The sequence below is a fragment of the Anaerostipes hominis (ex Lee et al. 2021) genome (genome assembly GCF_002270485.1).
Lineage (GTDB): Bacteria > Bacillota > Clostridia > Lachnospirales > Lachnospiraceae > Anaerostipes > Anaerostipes hominis.
The window spans coordinates 96,464-114,095 of the sequence record NZ_NQOG01000002.1; the positions used below are offsets into that span (position 1 = coordinate 96,464).

The following is a 17,632-nucleotide window of genomic DNA, read 5'->3' on the forward strand; positions in this document are numbered from 1 at the left end:
TGAGCCTTTGAAAAAGGTTTCGCTGGCTTTTTTTCGGTTTATTGTCCGATTAATCTATAATGAAGTTATAATTACCTCTTGACACATTATACTATGTAATATATAGTATAATGCATAAGGAGGCGATAGATTGAATGTACAGTTGAAAAAAGGGTTTTTAGAGTTTTGTATTTTGGCTGCCCTCTGTGAGGATGACTCCTATGGTTACCAGATCATCAAAGATGTATCGGGATGTATTAAGATTTCCGAGTCAACTCTGTACCCCATTCTGAAACGTCTGGAAAACAGTGGATATCTGAATACTTACACGGTGGAACACAACAGCCGTCTCAGAAAGTATTACAGGATAACAGAAAAGGGAAGAGACCATATCAGAGAATTTTTGGATGAGTGGCAGCAGATCATGGGTATTTATGAGTTTGTGAAAGGAGCGGCAGAACATGAGTAAAGAAGAGTTTTTAGGAAGTCTTAACCGGCTTTTAAAAAGTCTTGGGAAGAGTGAGAGAGAAAAATCGCTCTCCTATTACAATGAAATCATTGACGATTATATGGAAGACGGATATACAGAGGAGGAAGCGGTGGAGCAGATCGGCTCTCCGGGGCAGATCGCACAGGAGATTCTGAAGGAACAGCAGACACAGATGAAGACGCCGATGTCCCGCGGGATGAAGGGATTAATCGCAGTCCTGCTGGTCCTTGGCTTTCCGCTCTGGGGATCTTTGGTGCTTGCCGGATTCTGTCTCGTGCTGTCTGCTGTTTTGCTGGTACTGTCTGCCTACATTGTTATCTGGTGTATTCCGATATGTACCGGAGCAGTTTCAGTGGCAGGCCTGATCCTGTCGGTAGTCAGTATGGGCGGCGCAGCAGTGATCATTTTTCAGAACTCTGCGGCAGGGGTCATACAGCTGGGCGTTGGCATGTCATCTGCGGGTATTTTTATTCTGGCAGGCCTGCTGACATGGATTTTAGGACAATATTTCGTGAAAGTAACTGTCAGATTCAGTAAATGGCTGGCAGGGATAATCACCGGGATGAGGAGGAAAAAACTATGAAGATCAGAAATTTAAAAAAGAAATGTCTTATAATGAGTGCGGTTTTTCTGATTATCGGGTCTGTCCTTACAGGGGCCGGCTGGAGCATGGCAGATTTTAAGGCAGAGAATGTGAAAGAAGAGGGAAAACCAAAGTGGTACCGAACATTTTATGCAGATGAGCAGGGAGCGTGGATCGGCATCCAGGTCAAGAAGGGTGTTTATCTGCTTACATTCGGCGGCACCAGAGAGTGATTCGTAATAGATCCATCACAGTTATGTTACAAATTTCTCCTTGGATTTTGTTATAATAGACAGACAAGTTGACAGGAGGAATGGTTATGAGTATAAGATGCAAGCAGTTGATAGGAATCTTGATGTCTGTTGTTCTGGCAATGGGAAGTCTTTTGGTTCCGGTTTCAGCAAAAGAAAAAACAGACATTACGGAGCTGCTAAAAATAAAAAGCAGAGCAGCGTACAACAAGGGCAGAAAAGCGGCAGGGAAAAACAAGGCAGAGATTCATGTAAAAAAGTATCGTTCTATAGGTGAGATGTGGCCGGAGAACTTTTGGAAACGGCGGACGAACCGCTAAAAAACTGAAAAGGGATGTGAGAACTGTACAGAAAACAGGACTTACATCCTTTTTTGATTTTTTTTGGAAAAATTATAAATCCGCTCAACGAGTGAGGGGCCCAGAAGAGGAGGCGGCTTGTTCATTTTGCTGTTGAGAAAATTTTCCTGTCAGTAAATTTTATTGACTTTTTTACATAAGTATTATATTATAAAGATGAACAAAATAACAATATATGTTCAAATGAACAAAAAGAGGTGATGACATGGATATGCAGAGAAGAACTATGACTATGATCAGCAAGCTGTATTATGAAGAAAATATGACCCAGCAGCAGATCGCAAAGCAGACCGGATTGTCCAGGATGAAAGTGTCCAGGATTCTCCAGAAGGCAAAGGAAGAAGGTATCGTAAGGATTATCATAGATTACTCCGGCGTTTATCCGGAACTGGAACAGGACATCAAAGGAAAATATAAGTTAAAGGATGTGGTCATCGTAGACACCTCCATCGGAAATTCTTCAAAAGAACAGGTGGCCTCCGCCGCGGCCTATTATCTGGAACGGCATTTGGAAGCCGGCTCTACAGTCGCCGTCGGGTGGGGGTCCACGATGCGTCTGATCCCGGATTATATACAGAAGATGGATGATCCGGAGCTGTTATTTTCACCAATCATCGGCGGACACGGACAGAGCGAACTGGATATGCACGCCACGACCATAGCTTCCAACCTGGCAAAAAGAACAGGAGGAAGATCGCTGTCCCTGATTGCTCCAGCACTTGTGAAAAATAAAGAAGAGAAAGCATTTTTGACAGATGACAACCAGGTAAAACGTGTAATCGAGCGCACAGCCCAGGCAGAATATGCGGTTTTCAGCCTTGGCAATCCGCTGGCAAAGGACAGCAGCATCAAAAAGTCGGGCTACATTTCTGAGGCAGACTTAAGACAGCTGGAAAAGGAGGATGCCATCTGTGACGTTGTCTCCGTTGTTTTTCTGGATAAGAACAGCCATATATGCTGTGAAAATATTACTGAGAGATGCATAGGGATCACCGAGGAACAGTTAAAAAGGATTCCCAACAAAATCTGTGTGGTAGAGAGTGAAGAAAAATATGACTCCGTGAGATCCGCACTGGAGGCAGGATATATCGATATATTGATCACGGATCAGGATACCGCGGAGTATCTGTCCAAATGATTTTAAGGACCGGAAAACCGGTCTTTAAAAATAAATTAAGAAAGGAGGTGGATGACATGAAGGAATACCATATTTTGATCGCCTGCGGGAGCGGTATTGCTACCAGCACGGTGATTGCCAACCGGGTAAAGAATCTCTGCGAGGACAATGGATTTAAAGTAAAAGTACAGCAGGTGAAAATTGTGGAGGTAGAAAAGATGGCTTCGGAATTTGACCTCATTGTTGCAAGCACGAGAGTTCCTGAAACAGTAACGACACCGTCAGTATTTGCCATTAACTATCTGACAGGGATCAAACCGGAAGCTGTTGACGAACAAATTCTTAAGGTCCTGAGGGACCTGGGAGAATGACGATGTATATGGAGGTAAAGCATGGAATATGTAACAATGGCGGAAGGCCTTGAGTTTTCCAGGGTGGTGCTTGGTTTTTGGAGACTTTTAGACTGGAATCTTTCAACTGATGAACTGATCCGCTATCTGGAAGAATGTCTGGATTTGGGGATTACGACGATGGATCATGCGGACATTTACGGGGACTACACGGTCGAAGAGAAATTCGGGGAAGCCATGAAAAAAAGGCCGGATCTCAGAGACAAAATGCAGATCATTTCAAAGTGCGGCATTGTCTACAAGTCAGAAACTGCACGTGTCAAGTATTATAACTACGGTACAGACTATATCATCGGACAGGTGGAGAAATCTTTGAAATATATGGGACTCGATCACCTGGACACATTGCTCCTGCACCGTCCGAGTCCGTTTATGGACCCGGAAGAGATCAGCAGGGCGTTTGAAATCCTTTTAAAGGAAGGAAAAGTAAGGACCTTTGGAGTATCTAATTTTCTGCCGGACGAATTCCGTCTGCTGAAATCTTATCTCACCGTGCCTTTGATCACCAATCAGATCGAACTTTCTCCTCTCAGGATGGGAAATATGGAAAACGGAGTCATGAATCTTTGTCTGGAGGAGAGAATTCACCCGATGCTCTGGTCTCCGCTTGCCGGAGGCAGGATCTTTACCGGGCAGGGAGAAGAGGAAATAAGGCTCAGAGAGGTTTTAGAAGTCATCCGGGAGGAGATCGGTGCGGAGGAGATCGATGAAGTGGCCTTCGCATGGCTGTTCTCACATCCGGCAAAGCCGATTCCGATCACAGGTTCAGGAGAAATCGGATTGGCAGAGAGGCCGGTCAAAGCGCTGAAATACCGGCTGACGCCGGAACAGTGGTTTATGGTCTGGACGGCAGTCAAGGGCCACAAAGTACCATAGATGAATGAGGGTACAATGGGAGGAATTGTATGGAAATATTAAATTTTATATTGGGATTGGGTTCCACAGTTATGCTGCCGATCATTATTTTCGTGTTCGGGCTCATCATGAGGGCAGGATTTTCAAAATCATTTAAATCCGGTGTGACCATAGGAATCGGATTTACAGGGATCAATCTGGTCATTACACTGTTGACGGATCAGCTGGGCCCGGTGGCACAGGCCATGACGGAACGTCTGGGACTGGATCTTCAGGTCATCGACATCGGATGGCCGGCAATGTCATCTATTTCCTGGGCGTGGGCAGCGGCAGGTCTGATGATACCGATCGGACTCGTGATTAATTTCGTGATGCTGACGCTGAAACTTACGAAGACCATGAACGTTGACATTTGGAACTACTGGCAGTTCGCTTTCGTGGGATATGCGGTGACAACCGTGAGCGGAAGCCTGCCGATGGGAATTATTGCAGCCAGTGCACTGTCCATCCTCGCGCTGATTCTTGCAGATTACACCCAGCCTTTTGTGGAAAAGTTCTTCGGCATGCCGGGCATTTCATTTCCGCATTTGACGGCACTTGGATTTCTGCCGCTGGTCGTGCCTTTAAACTGGCTGATCGATAAGATTCCGGGACTCAATAAGCTGAATGCCAATCCGGAGACCATCAGAAAACGGTTCGGCATCTTTGGAGAACCAATGTCCATGGGCTTGATCATCGGTCTTGCACTTGGGATTTTGGGAGGACAGAAGATTGACGCAGTTTTAAAACTTGCCATCACCATGGCAGCGGTCATGTATCTCATGCCAAAGATGGTAGCGATTCTGATGGAAGGGCTGATCCCGATCTCAGAGGCTGCCAGGGAGTTTATGGCAAAGCATTTCGGGGACAGAGAAATCTTTATCGGACTGGATGCCGCAGTTTCTCTGGGAGAGCCTTCTGTAATTGCTGTAGGGCTTCTGTTGGTGCCGATCACGATACTGCTGGCTATCGTACTGCCGGGCAATAAACTCCTGCCGTTTGCGGATCTGGCGGTTATCCCGTTCATCGTATGTCTGATCACTGCCATGTCAAAGGGAAATGTCATCCGGGCGCTGATCGTGGGAACAGTCGTTATGGCATGCGTATTATTGATGGCAACAAATCTGGCACCGATCGAGACGCAGATGGCATTGACTGCAGGAATCAAAATGCCGGCGGGAGCTTCCCAGATCGGAAATCTTGACCGCGCGAACCTGATCTCGTGGCTGTTCGTTAAGATATTCTCGCTGTTTGGCTAAATAACACATTCATTGATTAAAGGAGAAAGAAGATTATGAAAATGACAAAACAAGAATTTTTAAGCAAAGTGGACCACTCATTGTTAAAACCTCAGCTGACCAGAGAAGAGATCATGGAAGGACTTCAGTTTGCAAAGGAGAATCACTGTGCATCTGTCTGCATTAATCCGTGTAATCTGGATATGGCAAGAGAAGTACTGGAGGGTACCGATGTAAAGATCGGAACGGTGATCGGATTTCCCTCAGGGGCACATACAACATTTTCAAAAGTAGCGGAGGCAGTGGATGCATATGCCAGAGGGGCAGTGGAGCTTGATATGGTCATTGACATCGGGGCACTGAGGAATGGTGAATACGAGGATGTAAAAAAGGACATCGAGGCAGTGGTCAATGCGACACCGGGCATAGTAAAAGTCATTCTTGAGACCGCATTTCTTACCAAAGAAGAGATCAAAAAAGGCTGTGAACTGACAGAGGAGGCAGGGGCCGCCTACGTAAAGACATCCACAGGATTTGCACCTTCCGGGGCTACGGTTGAAGATATCAAACTCATGAAAGATACTGTGTCTGAGAAGGTTCATGTAAAAGCCGCCGGAGGGATCAACAATCTTGCAGAATGTGTGGCAATGATTGAGGCGGGATCTGACCGGATCGGCATCAGCAAAACAAAAGCGATCCTGGAAGAATTCTAATAGGAGCGTGATATTATGAGAGAGACATCTTTACTGCTGGCCGGGGGCATGAAGAAAGAAAAAGCCCAAAAGGCGGCAGATTTTCTGAAAGAAGGATTAATAGAAAGGGACATAAAGGCCGAGGTGACATTTGTAAATACATATGAGGTGACGGACATAAAAAGTCTGGAAGAGGGCCATGATATGGTGATCTCCACGGCGACAGGCAGTCTGAATACATCGCTTCCGGTACTTCAGGGACTGTGTCTTTTATATCCATGGATGGGGACAGGGAAACTGTATGAGGAAGTGGAAAAGAATCTTGACGGCAGATAAAGGGAGGAGACAGGATGGAGCAGATTTTCAGAGAAGATTTCATCTGGCTGGACGAAGCATTTGAGGACAGAAATCAGTTTTTTGAACAGATCGGAGAAAGGCTTTATGAGCAGGGCAAAGTCAGAGAAAGTTTTGCCGATGGGCTGAAAAGCAGGGAAGCAGTTTATCCTACAGGTCTCAAGACCGAAGCATTTGAGATTGCAATTCCGCATACGGATGTGGAACATGTAAAAGAGGCATCCATATCTTTTGTAAGATTTAAAGAGACGGTTTTGTTTTCGCACATGGGAGATCCTGAAATCCAGGTGAACGCAAAATTTGCTTTTGTTCTGGGCGTCAAAGAGCCGAGTCAGCAGGTAGAGGTGCTGAGTACTCTGGTTTTGCTGATCTCCAATGAAGAAGAAATGGCAAAGCTTGAAGTTCTGGATTCACCGGCGCAGATCTGTGCACTGCTGAATGAATTTTTTAAAGAGCATATGCAGAAAGGGTTAAAATGATGGATATACAGCACAGAAAGAAAAAAGAAACACTCATAGACAGTCTTCATTTGGGGCGAAGCGTCGGCAGAGCATTTCTTTCTTATGGATGTATTATATCATAACCGTACACTATTTTCCAGGGACTTGCGGCGCAGGTCCCTGATATGTTTCATCTATGGGAGATGGGGACAATCAATCCCTGTCTCGATTTTTCCACGAAAAAAGCAGGAACCGGGCTGGTCATTTCTTCCGAGATTCATCACAAAGCAGCGAATGCCTGAGAAATGGCCGGTACAGTGCAAAAGGATATGTGCCGTCAGAGGATGAACTGATAAGGAAATGCTTTGCAGGCAGAGGATTGAATGATATTATAAAGGTATGATTTTTATGAGTCAGTGATTCAGGGATAAGGAAAGGGAAATTATGAGGACAGGGAAATATTGCAGGGAATGTCTGCTTCGGAGCGAAGAGCGGAAAGTGGAACAGGAGCAGAACTGGGAGAAGAAACAGCTGTTTCTTGACCAGGTGCGGGCAGCTTTAAGAGATGAGGATCTGGAACTGTCTCCGCCGGAATATCTGGCTGAGTTTACAGAACTGTATGAGCGGCACTTTGGGGCGCAGACAGCCTTTGATCCGCTCAAACGGCATTTTAATGAACTGATGCTTAAAAAAGAGCCGGAGATCAGAAAAAGGATCGAGGCGTCTGAAGATCCGGTAGCTACAGCGATTCAGGCGGCACAGGCGGGGAATTACATAGACTATATCGCTCTGGGCGAAATTGACGGGGACCAGCTGGAACAGCTCTTGTTTCAAAATGGAGAAAAAGGGCTGAAGCCTGAGGTTTACGATTCTTTTAAGGCAGATCTCAGTTCTGCAAAAAACCTTGTCTATATTACAGATAACTGCGGTGAGATTGTGGTGGATAAGGTTTTGATCCAGGAACTGAAAAAATTTTATCCTCAGGTTGATGTCACAGTGATCGTTCGTGGAGCGGGTGTGGCAAATGATGCGTCCATGGAGGATGCAGTACAGGTGGGTCTCTCCGACGAGGCCAGGGTGATCGGAAACGGTACGAGGATCGCAGGGACCAGCTTAAACAGGATCAGCAGGGAAGCAAAAGAAATCATTGGCAGAGCCGACGTGATCATAGCGAAAGGACAGGGAAATTATGAAACCTTATCCGGATGCGGGCTGAATGTATATTATCTTTTCTTATGCAAATGCGACTATTTTGTCAAACGGTTTGAGGGGGAATATCTTCAGCATATGTTTATAAAGGAAATGTAAAAAAAATTTCAAAAGCTCCATAATAAATAGTATCCCGCCGAGGCAGGGTACTATTTTTATAACAGAGGAAAGTTCTGGGACCCTTCCTCTGCCATAAAAATTCTCCGGTGGGATCGCACTGCGGCGCATAGGGAAATTGCTGCCTTATGGCAGCCAACGCAGGCGCAAAGTTTCGTTTACGAAACTCTATTTCATATGGAGGTGAGTTTTATGGCATCAAATATTTATGGTTATGCCCGTGTGTCAACTAAGGACCAAAATGAGAGCAGACAGCTTCTTGCACTGGAAGCGTTTGGAGTGGAGAGAAAGAATATTTATTTGGACAAATTGAGCGGAAAAAACTTTGACAGGCCCAGCTACAGGAAACTGACAAAAATACTGAGGGAAGGAGACGTACTGGTGATCCAGAGCATAGACAGGCTGGGGCGGAACTACGGCGAAATTCTGGAGCAGTGGAGGGTCGTCACGAAAGAGACCAAAGCCGATATCGTCGTTCTAGATATGCCGCTTTTGGATACAAGAAAGAAACAGGATGATCTCACAGGCACATTTATAGCCGATCTGGTACTTCAGATTTTAAGCTATGTGGCCCAGACAGAACGGGAAAATATAAAGAAACGCCAACAGGAAGGAATCAGGGCGGCCAAACTGAGAGGTGTTCATTTTGGGAGGCCGAGGAAACCGATACCGGAGAAATTTTATGAGTTAAAAGAACAGTGGAAACGCGGTGAAATTTCATCACGGAAAGCCGCTGCACAGCTTCAGATTGCCCAGGATACATTTCTTAGGTGGGCGAGAGGACAGAAGTAAAAGAAATAGTAGACATTATCATTCAATCCATTTTGTACATAAAACTGCAAAAAATATTCATATATTTAAGAGATAAATTCATTTCTTACAGTATACATTAAGCGAACGAAAAAGTCTGCTTTATCGTTCTTTGGAGGTAAGATATGATACAGAAGAAAAAAGATTTCAGGAACAGGCTTTTAGAATATCTGGCAGAGGAGGCGGGCTGTCAGGACTTGTCCGATCTGCCCACCGGTTTTTGGTTCCCGGTGGCATGTTTTATTGCCGGTTCCGTTAAGGCTGAACGTTACAGCGTGAGGGAATGGAATGAGGCTGTCAGATATCTGACAGGGGAGAATATCCGGTTTGCTTCTCCCATACAGGCACAGCAATTTCTGGAAGTAAATAAGGACAATTTTTATACGGATAACAAGGCCGGAAAAAGGATGTAATGTCTGTTGCAGATAGATGTTGTATGGGTTAAGATATTGTAGAAAGAAAACAAAAAGTATCACTCATATAATATCCAGGAGGTTTTATGAAATCATACAGAGAAGTACTGCATTTTCATCTGCCGTCCAGGCGGGGGATTGTGAATATTACGGATAAGGTCCAGGCTGCTGTGGATAAAAGCGGCATAAAAGAAGGCATGGTGTTAGTAAATGCCATGAATATCACAGCCAGTGTATTTATTAATGACGATGAGTCCGGGCTTCACCATGACTATGAGAAATGGCTGGAAAAACTGGCCCCTGAAAAACCATACAGCCAGTATCAGCATAATGGATTTGAGGACAATGCGGATGCCCATCTGAAACGGACGGTCATGGGCAGGGAATCTGTTGTGGCAATTACTGAAGGTGATCTGGATTTTGGCACATGGGAACAGATTTTTTATTTTGAGTTCGACGGCAAACGGGACAAGCGTGTACTGATCAAGATTATTGGAGAATGATATGGAGAACCCGTGGATCAGAACAGAGCTGCTTTTGGGAGAAGAGGCAGTAGAACAATTAAAAAAGTCCCATGTGGCTGTATTCGGAGTCGGGGGAGTGGGAGGCTATGTGGTGGAGGCATTGGCAAGGACGGGTGTCGGCACTTTTGACCTGATCGACAGAGATACGGTTTCCGTTTCCAATATCAACCGTCAGATCATCGCCACACACAGTACTGTCGGTAAAGTCAAAGTGGAAGTGATGAAAGACAGGATCCTGGAGATCAATCCGGAAGCAAAGGTGAACATTCATAAGTGCTTCTTTCTGCCGGAAAATGCAGGGGAGTTTGATTTCAGCCGTTATTCTTATGTTGTGGATGCAGTAGATACGGTAACTGCAAAGATTGAGCTTGTGATGCAGGCCCGGAAAGCCGGAGTCCCGATCATAAGCAGTATGGGGGCGGGCAATAAGCTGGACCCGACAAAATTTGAGGTGACGGATATCTATAAGACATCCGTCTGCCCTCTGGCAAAGGTTATGCGAAAGGAATTGAAAAAACGGGGTGTAAAAAATCTGAAGGTAGTATACTCTACAGAAAAAGCCCTGCAGCCTGGAGTTGATCTGTCCGGGGAAGAAGGCAGAAGAGCGGTGCCGGGAAGCGTGGCGTTTGTGCCTTCTGTGGCAGGACTGATCGCAGCAGGGGAAGTCATCAAGGATCTGATCACTAAATAAAGCAGCAGGATGATTGATGTATACTGTGGATTATTTAGTGAAGTAACAGAAAGGATCCCTGCACATTTGTTTTCTTGACGGATCTTAAGGAAATGATCTAAAATATCTTTGAATGAGTCCAAGAGATAAAGGAGAAATAAAATGAAGCCGGGAATAAAAGATGTGGCAAAAGTTGCGGGAGTTTCACCAACCACCGTTTCCAGAGTGCTGAATGACCGGGGGTATATCAGCGAAGAGACGAGAAAGAAAGTTTACCGGGCTATGAAAACGATTGACTATACTCCAAATGAAATAGCCAGGGCACTGTTGAATAACCGAACGTACCTGGTGGGTGTCATCGTTCCATCAATCTCCAGTCCTTTCCACGGCCAGGTTGTACAATATGTTGAGCAGTTTCTTGCAAAGGACAATTACAAAACATTGCTGTGCAACAGCAAAAACAGGTCGGATACGGAAAAAGAATATGTCAGTATGCTGAGGCGGAACCAGGTGGACGGCATCATTGTGGGAACCCATAATGAAAATTTAAAGGAGTATGAGGAGGCTAAACTTCCAATTGTGGCCATTGACCGTTACATTGCAAAAGATGTGGCAACAGTTTCCTGCGACAATTACATTGCAGGGAAGATCGCTACTGAACGGCTCATTGCGAAAGGCTGCCGTCATATTTTGTGTATCCGTGGAAACAGCCGGCTTAAGATGCCTGGAAACGACAGAAGCCGCGCATATATGGAAACGATGAAAAGATATCACTATGAACCGCTGATCATGGAAGTGGAATTTATAAAAACAATTGAGGAAAAGAAGAAGCTGGTCAGCGAAATGTTGGAGAAACATCCGGAGATCGACGGAGTCTTTGCTGGTGATGATACACTGGCAGTGCTTGTATTAAACCTGGCCAGGGAAAAGGGAATCCAGATACCCAAGGATATGAAAGTGATCGGGGTGGACGGCGCAGAGCAGACACTCAGTATGGTGCCGGAGCTAACAACGGTCCAGCAGCCTATTGAAGCCATTGCAAGGGTGACGGTCCAGACGCTGATCGATCAGATTGAAGGGAAAGAAGTGGAGAGTCATACGGATCTTCCTGTTCGGCTGATTGAGGGTACTACGGCGTAAACAGATATGGTAAAAAACGAAAGAAAGTTCTCAGGGACTTTCTTTTTTTTGTTGGATATCACCAAATCTGCAATGGAAATTTTATTTAAAGTGACAGTATGGTAACGATTGACATATAATAAGTCATAAAAAGGGGAAAAGGAGGAGCAGCCATGCACAAGCTTTACTACCAGCCAGAGGGTGTATGGGTGGGTGATATCATGCCATACGCCGAAGATGGAGAATTTTTTGTCTACCACCAGAGAGATACCCGGGATCCGGTGCCATTTGGTCAGCCGTTTGGATGGGCATTGGCAAAGACTGAGGACTTTGTGAAGTATAAAGATTTGGGAGAAAGTCTGAAAAGAGGATCTGATACAGACCCGGACCAGTTTATCTATGCGGGAAGCGTGTTTCGTTCAGGCGGGAAGTTTCATGCGTTTTATACGGGTTACGTGGGAAAAATCAAAAGGGATCTTAAAACTTCCGCCCCAGGAGGGATATGACAGGAGAAACTGGAGAGATCCGTTTGTACTATGGGATGAAAATAAAGGTGAGTATCTGCTGATCCTTGGTGCCAGAAAGGGTGAGGATAAAAGAAAACAGACGGGACGCCTGGTAAAGTTTACATCCAGAGATCTGGAGGAGTGGTCATTTGAAGGAGATAATGATAAGAACTCTTACCTCTGGGGAGGGACCTTTGTACCTCATGAGCTTTACCAGAGAGAAGATGGGACACTGGGAGCAAAACCAGTGGATTCTCTGTGGAATGCGTTTAAGGAATGGGAAAATTTCTCTGGGTTTTGTGTGAAAACGATTGACACGAAAACAGAAAAGATCATAATCGGAGACACAGGAGATCTGATGGCTTTTGAGACAACCATTAGATTTGCGGAAGGCACCAGAGCTTTTTCGCTGAAATTCTATGAAGATCCGGAAAGCGGAACTGCTTATGAATATAGATTTCTCATAGAAGAAAACAGAGTGGTGTTTGATAAGTCTCCAAACTATCCATGGTATCAGTGTTTTAATATTGGCCTGGAGCGTCCGATTCTTTTGGAGGCAGAGAAGGAATATAAGATCCGGCTTATCGTGGATGATACGATCGGCACTTTGTATATTAATGGAACGGCACTCAACGCCAGATTTTATGACAAACCGGGTACTGCATTGGGAATGACGGTGACAGACGGTACATTCTACTGTAAGGATACAAAGATTTCAAAGAAAGTAAAGAAAGAGAGGTAACAGATATGGATTATCAGAAGACGGCCCGGGATGTGGCAGAACTGATCGGCAGTGCGCAGAATATAGATGGTGCTACTCACTGTGTGACAAGATTGAGACTGATTTTAAAAGATAGCACAGCATATGACAGGAAGGCTCTGGAGAAGATTGAAGGGGTGAAAGGTGTCATGTTCAACAGCGGTCAGCTGCAGATCATTTTTGGAGCGGGAACAGTGAATAAGGTATATGATGAATTTATCAGACTGACAGGGGCTAAAGAAGTGACTGTGGCGGATGCCAAGAAACAGGCCGTGAGCAAGATGGGAAAACTTCAGCAGGGCTTCAAAGTCTTTTCAGACATTTTTATCCCCATCATTCCGGCCTTTGTGGCGGCAGCGATCATTATTGGAATAAAATCACTGCTTTTGGCAGACGGTCTATTCGGTATAACAGGAAGTCTGGCTGACAAAAGTGTGTTGCTGGCAAACATGGCCGATTTCTTTGGAATTATAGCCACCACCTTTGATTATCTGCCGATTCTTGTTATGTACAGTGCAGTAAAACGGTTCGGCGGCAATCCGGTCCTTGGTATCCTGGTTGGAATTGTTATGGTTCATCCGGAGCTGTTAAACCGGAATGTCTTTGCATTGACGCCGGAGAAGGCCGATTATTGGAATTTCCTCGGACTTTCTGTGCCGAGAGTGGCTTTCCAGGGAGGTGTGTTCCCGGCAATCCTGACCGCATGGTTTATGTCCAAGGTTGAAAAGATCGCACAGAAATATGTACCGGAAGTAGTTTCTTTTGTATTAGTACCGACAATCACTATTCTATTGGCAAATATTGCACTTTTTACCGTATTCGGGCCGGTGGGCAACGTGATTGGAAGTGTGCTGGCAGGAATCATTGATGTCCTTTATAACCGTTTAGGCGCTCTGGGAGCTTTTGTGTTCGCAGCTATGCTCCAGCCGCTGGTTGTCACAGGAACTCACCAGGCAATCCAGGGAATTGAGGCTAATCTTGTAGCCACCACCGGATATAACTATATCCAGGCAATCTGGTCTGTCTCTATCATTGCTCAGGGCGGCGGAGCTATTGGAATGTATTTGCTGGCAAAGAAAAAATCAAAAGACCGTGATATCGCAATGTCCAGTTTTGTACCGACTTTGGTAGGAATTTCAGAACCTGCAATCTTCGCGGTCAATATGAAGTATTCCATCATTCCATTCATCTGTTCCTGTCTGGGAGCGGGAATGGGAGGTGCTTTTATGAAGCTGATGTCCGTGAGAGCAATCGGACAGGGACTGACCGGAGTATTGGGAATGCTGATCGTAGTGCCGGATAAACTTCTCATGTATGTAATAGGCAACCTGATCGCATTTGTTGTGCCGATTGGATTAATCCTGCTTTATGACAAGAGTAAAGGGGTGCCCAGAGAAGAACAGGAAGAGGAGAATGAGGAAACGGAGGAAGAAGTGCCTGCTTTCGCACAGAACTCTGCAGAGGCGGAAGTTCATGCAGTTTTTGCAGTGACAGACGGGACCGTGATTCCGGTGGAAGAAGTCAACGACGGGGTGTTTTCTGAAAAAATCCTGGGTGACGGAATCGGAATACGTCCTGAGGGAGAAACGGTAAAAGCTCCGGCCGATGGTGAGATTTGTACTGTTATGGAAGGAACAAATCATGCGGTAGGAATAAGACTTGCTAATGGCTTTGTATTTCTGATCCACGTGGGAATTGAAACAGTATCCATGAACGGCGATGGGTTCACCTGTTACGTGAAGGTAGGGGATCAGGTCAAAAAAGGACAGAGACTGCTGACATTTGATAAGAAAAAGATTGAGAAAAACGGGCTTGATCCAACAGTCATCGTAGTAGCAACAGAAGAGGGAACACCGATGCCGATAAAATTTAAGACCGGACAGAAAGTAAGTGCTGGTACGGATGTTATTGGAGAATGGTAGAGCTATGGAATTTTTGAATATAGAAAAGTATACATATCTGGAAGAAAAACACCGCGGTTATTTGGACCAGCTGAAAGACTTCTGTAAAAAAAGCCCGCGTCTTCCACGATATCATATTCATCCGCCGTGCGGGTTGCTGAATGATCCCAATGGCCTCTGTTACTTTGAAGGGAAATATCATGTTTTTTATCAATGGTTTCCGTTTGCCCCGAAACATGGGATGAAACACTGGGCCCATGTGATTTCTGAAGATCTTGTACACTGGGAATGGTCTGAGGAGATGCTTGTGCCGGATCACGAGTTTGAAAAAAACGGGTGTTATTCGGGAAATTCTATTGAGGCTGGAGGAAAACAGTATCTGTTTTATACAGCCAACTATAAGACCAAACAGGGAAAGGTGCCGAAACAGGCATTGGCCGTAATGGAAAAAGACGGAAAAATTCATAAATATTCGGGTAATCCCGTCATAGACGGAGCACCGGAAGGAATGTCAGGAGAGATCCGTGACCCGTTTGTATTTGAGAAAGACGATAGTTATTATATGATGCTTGGAGGTTCAGATCTTGACGGAACCGGACAGATTTTAATTTATAAAAGTGCGGATCTCTTAAGCTGGGACTATAGGGGAAATCTGGATCTTGGTAGGCAGGATCTTGGCACAATGTTTGAATGCCCTGCGTACATGGAAATTGATGGAAAGGATGTACTTCTTTTATCTCTGATCGGCCGCGCAGCCCAGGAAGAACGTTTTCAGAATGAATTCAGCACAGTATGTTTTACTGGCAGAATTGATCTTGAAAAGCTTACATTTGAAACGGAAACTATGGAAGAACTGGATAAGGGATTTGATTTTTATGCTCCTCAGATGTTTTGCGGCAAAGGCGGAAGGCCGCTGATGTTTGGCTGGTTCGGGTGCGGAGTACAGGAACTGCCGTATTTCAGGGAAGATATGTGGCAGCATGCTTTGACTCTGCCAAGAGAAATTTGTATTAAAGACGGCAGACTGTATCAGATGCCTGCACAGGAAATAATTTCACAGTTTTCTGCATTGGACATAAAGAGAGGTCAAATTATTATCCCGGAAGAAAATGCATGGAGACTTCATCTCATATCTGATACAGAATGCAAAACAGAAATTCATATTGGGGAATCGTATGATCATTTGAAGATTGTTATGGACCCAATCAAAGGACAATTCATTGCTGACCGGAGCTGTCTGAAACAAAAGATCAGTGAGGAATATGGGACACGAAGGGTCTGTCCTCTGGATACACATAAATCTGTTGAAGTTGATCTGTATTATGATAATACATTTTTAGAGATTTATATTGATGGAGGAAAGGACGTTATGTCACTGCGGCTGTTTCCTGAGTCATATAAAGTTGAAATGATATAAAGATTTAAAGATAAAAGAAGTCTCTCGCTTTTAGGCTGAGACTTCTTTTTTTCACGATTTATAGAATTCCGATAATACTCTGTATCCCAAGGCTTACCACAGAGATGGCAACCCAGCAGCAAAATCCCATAAAGATTGGCTTACCGCCAGTTTTTACAAGTTTGACGATATGAGTATTCAGCCCAATAGCGGACATTGCCATAACGATAAAAAATTTGCTTAAAGTTTTTAAAGGATCTGTCACAGCTACAGGCAGGGAAAACACAGTTGTGATGACAGAGGCAAGGATGAAAAACAATACAAATATTGGAAAGACCTGCTTTAGGCTGAAATTGGAGCCGCTTTCTTCCAAAGTCTTCTCTTTTTTCTCTGCACGGAAAATCGCAAGCGCCAGGGTGATCGGAATAATTGCTAAAGTTCATGTAAGTTTTACAATAGTAACAACATTCAGAGTATTGCTGCCATGAATTCCATCCCATGCTGCAGCGGTGGCAGTGACGGAGGATGTGTCGTTGACGGCTGTGCCTGCGAACAGGCCAAAGCCTCCATTGGACAGGTGAAGTATATTTCCGAGTGCTGGAAATATAAGGGCAGCAATCACGTTGAACAGAAAGATGACGGAGATAGATTGTGCAATCTCTTCGTCATCGGCTTCGATCACAGGTGCAGTGGCTGCTGTCCTTTTTCCAGGATATCGGTAAGATTCATGCCGAATCCAAGGAGGATGACCGCATACTGCAAAATTTTCTTCGAGGTAAAGGCAATCCCGGGCTTCATAGATCATATAATAAGATAATTTAATGATTTTTGATTCAAAATAAAAAATATATATACATTTATCATAATTGCTATTGAATAAAGCATTCATATATGTTAATCTAACTGTATGCTTAGTCAAAAAATATAAAGGAGATGCATTTAAGTGAGTGGAGCAAAACTAACAGAAGCAGAATCAGTAGTAATGAGATGTATTTGGAATTATGAGAAAGAAGAGATCCCGTTTTTGACATTAATAGAAGAGCTGAAGGATAAGTATGGTAAGGATTACAAGAGGACAACCGTACGTACATTTCTTTTTGATCTGGAAGCAAAGGGATATGCGGTGGTTGAGAGACGGGGAAAATTTTCCTATGTGAAGCCGGTTGTCAAAAAAGATGACTACAAGAAAGTCAAGGCAGAAGAGGTATTGGATATCTGGTTTGACGGATCAGCAAAAAACTTTATCAGTGCTCTCAGCGAGAGAATATCCGGGGACGAGCACCAAAAACTGAAGAAGCTGCTGGACGAATTGGATGCAGATTGATCTGACAGAGTATTGGAAACGGGAAAAGTTCAGCCGGGAGAGGAGAGACATTCTGATTTGCAGGGATGTCTTTTTC

Annotated in this window: 20 protein-coding genes and 2 pseudogenes; 21 read left to right on the plus strand and 1 reads right to left on the minus strand. The window is 44.6% G+C overall.

The window, feature by feature from the left end:
- Window positions 1-130: 130 nt before the first annotated feature.
- From CI597_RS02890 to CI597_RS02990, 20 genes and pseudogenes are all read left to right on the plus strand, one after another.
- Window positions 131-448, plus strand: a complete 318-nt coding sequence (locus CI597_RS02890; protein WP_024728237.1) for a PadR family transcriptional regulator — start codon at window positions 131-133, stop codon at window positions 446-448.
- Window positions 441-1,052, plus strand: coding sequence for a DUF1700 domain-containing protein (locus CI597_RS02895; RefSeq protein ID WP_024728236.1), 612 nt, complete (start codon window positions 441-443; stop codon window positions 1,050-1,052). The genes CI597_RS02890 and CI597_RS02895 overlap by 8 nt, the downstream gene beginning before the upstream one ends.
- The gene (locus tag CI597_RS02900) at window positions 1,049-1,285 is read left to right on the plus strand and encodes a hypothetical protein (RefSeq protein WP_024728235.1); all 237 of its coding nucleotides are present in this window, start codon (window positions 1,049-1,051) and stop codon (window positions 1,283-1,285) included. Before CI597_RS02895 ends, CI597_RS02900 begins: the two co-directional genes overlap by 4 nt.
- Window positions 1,286-1,371: 86 nt before the next feature.
- A complete protein-coding gene (locus tag CI597_RS02905; protein ID WP_024728234.1) occupies window positions 1,372-1,623 on the plus strand; it encodes a hypothetical protein in 252 nt (83 codons plus the stop codon).
- 244 nt (window positions 1,624-1,867) lie between these two features.
- The gene (locus tag CI597_RS02910) at window positions 1,868-2,800 is read left to right on the plus strand and encodes a sugar-binding transcriptional regulator (protein WP_024728233.1); all 933 of its coding nucleotides are present in this window, start codon (window positions 1,868-1,870) and stop codon (window positions 2,798-2,800) included.
- A gap of 56 nt (window positions 2,801-2,856) precedes the next feature.
- Complete coding sequence (locus CI597_RS02915) at window positions 2,857-3,150, plus strand: PTS sugar transporter subunit IIB (RefSeq protein WP_024728232.1); 294 nt, start codon at window positions 2,857-2,859, stop codon at window positions 3,148-3,150.
- A gap of 21 nt (window positions 3,151-3,171) precedes the next feature.
- On the plus strand, window positions 3,172-4,065 hold the full coding sequence (locus CI597_RS02920) for an aldo/keto reductase (protein ID WP_024728231.1): 894 nt from the start codon (window positions 3,172-3,174) through the stop codon (window positions 4,063-4,065).
- Between the two features lie 29 nt (window positions 4,066-4,094).
- On the plus strand, window positions 4,095-5,342 hold the full coding sequence (locus tag CI597_RS02925; protein WP_024728230.1) for a PTS galactitol transporter subunit IIC: 1,248 nt from the start codon (window positions 4,095-4,097) through the stop codon (window positions 5,340-5,342).
- Between the two features lie 35 nt (window positions 5,343-5,377).
- On the plus strand, window positions 5,378-6,034 hold the full coding sequence (deoC, locus tag CI597_RS02930; protein ID WP_024728229.1) for a deoxyribose-phosphate aldolase: 657 nt from the start codon (window positions 5,378-5,380) through the stop codon (window positions 6,032-6,034).
- A gap of 15 nt (window positions 6,035-6,049) precedes the next feature.
- Window positions 6,050-6,349: a hypothetical protein gene (locus CI597_RS02935; protein WP_024728228.1), complete on the plus strand. Its 300-nt coding sequence runs from the start codon at window positions 6,050-6,052 to the stop codon at window positions 6,347-6,349.
- 14 nt (window positions 6,350-6,363) lie between these two features.
- Window positions 6,364-6,846, plus strand: coding sequence for a PTS sugar transporter subunit IIA (locus CI597_RS02940; protein ID WP_024728227.1), 483 nt, complete (start codon window positions 6,364-6,366; stop codon window positions 6,844-6,846).
- 405 nt (window positions 6,847-7,251) lie between these two features.
- On the plus strand, window positions 7,252-8,115 hold the full coding sequence (locus tag CI597_RS02950) for a damage-control phosphatase ARMT1 family protein (protein ID WP_024728226.1): 864 nt from the start codon (window positions 7,252-7,254) through the stop codon (window positions 8,113-8,115).
- A gap of 210 nt (window positions 8,116-8,325) precedes the next feature.
- The gene (locus CI597_RS02955) at window positions 8,326-8,925 is read left to right on the plus strand and encodes a recombinase family protein (protein ID WP_024728225.1); all 600 of its coding nucleotides are present in this window, start codon (window positions 8,326-8,328) and stop codon (window positions 8,923-8,925) included.
- A 143-nt stretch (window positions 8,926-9,068) separates the two neighbouring features.
- A complete protein-coding gene (locus CI597_RS02960) occupies window positions 9,069-9,356 on the plus strand; it encodes a hypothetical protein (RefSeq protein WP_024728224.1) in 288 nt (95 codons plus the stop codon).
- A gap of 86 nt (window positions 9,357-9,442) precedes the next feature.
- Entirely contained in the window at window positions 9,443-9,859 is a 417-nt protein-coding gene (locus CI597_RS02965; RefSeq protein ID WP_024728223.1) for a secondary thiamine-phosphate synthase enzyme YjbQ, read from the plus strand.
- A gap of 1 nt (window position 9,860) precedes the next feature.
- A complete protein-coding gene (locus tag CI597_RS02970; RefSeq protein WP_024728222.1) occupies window positions 9,861-10,571 on the plus strand; it encodes a tRNA threonylcarbamoyladenosine dehydratase in 711 nt (236 codons plus the stop codon).
- 141 nt (window positions 10,572-10,712) lie between these two features.
- Window positions 10,713-11,690 carry a LacI family DNA-binding transcriptional regulator gene (locus CI597_RS02975; protein ID WP_024728221.1) on the plus strand — a complete coding sequence of 326 codons (978 nt, stop codon included), beginning with the start codon at window positions 10,713-10,715 and terminating at the stop codon, window positions 11,688-11,690.
- A gap of 200 nt (window positions 11,691-11,890) precedes the next feature.
- Window positions 11,891-12,917 (plus strand): annotated as a pseudogene (locus tag CI597_RS02980) (glycosyl hydrolase family 32).
- A 5-nt stretch (window positions 12,918-12,922) separates the two neighbouring features.
- Entirely contained in the window at window positions 12,923-14,857 is a 1,935-nt protein-coding gene (locus CI597_RS02985) for a PTS beta-glucoside transporter subunit IIBCA (RefSeq protein WP_024728220.1), read from the plus strand.
- A gap of 4 nt (window positions 14,858-14,861) precedes the next feature.
- A complete protein-coding gene (locus CI597_RS02990) occupies window positions 14,862-16,253 on the plus strand; it encodes a glycoside hydrolase family 32 protein (RefSeq protein WP_024728219.1) in 1,392 nt (463 codons plus the stop codon).
- Window positions 16,254-16,311: 58 nt separating this feature from the next.
- Here the strand turns inward: CI597_RS02990 and CI597_RS02995 are convergent.
- Window positions 16,312-17,030 (minus strand): annotated as a pseudogene (locus CI597_RS02995) (YeiH family protein); the annotation flags it as partial.
- Between the two features lie 145 nt (window positions 17,031-17,175).
- Here CI597_RS02995 and CI597_RS03000 point away from each other — a divergent pair.
- The gene (locus CI597_RS03000; protein WP_024728216.1) at window positions 17,176-17,556 is read left to right on the plus strand and encodes a BlaI/MecI/CopY family transcriptional regulator; all 381 of its coding nucleotides are present in this window, start codon (window positions 17,176-17,178) and stop codon (window positions 17,554-17,556) included.
- Window positions 17,557-17,632 lie beyond the last annotated feature (76 nt).

What these genes read in the sequence shown, in the direction of transcription:
- CI597_RS02955 (WP_024728225.1), top strand. Translation starts at nt 8,326, where the DNA reads ATGGCATCAAATATTTATGGTTATGCCCGTGTGTCAACTAAGGACCAA.
- CI597_RS02985 (WP_024728220.1), top strand. Translation starts at nt 12,923, where the DNA reads ATGGATTATCAGAAGACGGCCCGGGATGTGGCAGAACTGATCGGCAGT.
- CI597_RS02970 (WP_024728222.1), top strand. Translation starts at nt 9,861, where the DNA reads ATGGAGAACCCGTGGATCAGAACAGAGCTGCTTTTGGGAGAAGAGGCA.
- CI597_RS02900 (WP_024728235.1), top strand. Translation starts at nt 1,049, where the DNA reads ATGAAGATCAGAAATTTAAAAAAGAAATGTCTTATAATGAGTGCGGTT.
- CI597_RS02990 (WP_024728219.1), top strand. Translation starts at nt 14,862, where the DNA reads ATGGAATTTTTGAATATAGAAAAGTATACATATCTGGAAGAAAAACAC.
- CI597_RS02920 (WP_024728231.1), top strand. Translation starts at nt 3,172, where the DNA reads ATGGAATATGTAACAATGGCGGAAGGCCTTGAGTTTTCCAGGGTGGTG.
- CI597_RS02965 (WP_024728223.1), top strand. Translation starts at nt 9,443, where the DNA reads ATGAAATCATACAGAGAAGTACTGCATTTTCATCTGCCGTCCAGGCGG.
- CI597_RS02950 (WP_024728226.1), top strand. Translation starts at nt 7,252, where the DNA reads ATGAGGACAGGGAAATATTGCAGGGAATGTCTGCTTCGGAGCGAAGAG.
- CI597_RS02910 (WP_024728233.1), top strand. Translation starts at nt 1,868, where the DNA reads ATGGATATGCAGAGAAGAACTATGACTATGATCAGCAAGCTGTATTAT.
- CI597_RS02915 (WP_024728232.1), top strand. Translation starts at nt 2,857, where the DNA reads ATGAAGGAATACCATATTTTGATCGCCTGCGGGAGCGGTATTGCTACC.
- CI597_RS02975 (WP_024728221.1), top strand. Translation starts at nt 10,713, where the DNA reads ATGAAGCCGGGAATAAAAGATGTGGCAAAAGTTGCGGGAGTTTCACCA.
- CI597_RS02935 (WP_024728228.1), top strand. Translation starts at nt 6,050, where the DNA reads ATGAGAGAGACATCTTTACTGCTGGCCGGGGGCATGAAGAAAGAAAAA.
- CI597_RS02940 (WP_024728227.1), top strand. Translation starts at nt 6,364, where the DNA reads ATGGAGCAGATTTTCAGAGAAGATTTCATCTGGCTGGACGAAGCATTT.
- CI597_RS02960 (WP_024728224.1), top strand. Translation starts at nt 9,069, where the DNA reads ATGATACAGAAGAAAAAAGATTTCAGGAACAGGCTTTTAGAATATCTG.
- CI597_RS02905 (WP_024728234.1), top strand. Translation starts at nt 1,372, where the DNA reads ATGAGTATAAGATGCAAGCAGTTGATAGGAATCTTGATGTCTGTTGTT.
- deoC (WP_024728229.1), top strand. Translation starts at nt 5,378, where the DNA reads ATGAAAATGACAAAACAAGAATTTTTAAGCAAAGTGGACCACTCATTG.
- CI597_RS02925 (WP_024728230.1), top strand. Translation starts at nt 4,095, where the DNA reads ATGGAAATATTAAATTTTATATTGGGATTGGGTTCCACAGTTATGCTG.
- CI597_RS02895 (WP_024728236.1), top strand. Translation starts at nt 441, where the DNA reads ATGAGTAAAGAAGAGTTTTTAGGAAGTCTTAACCGGCTTTTAAAAAGT.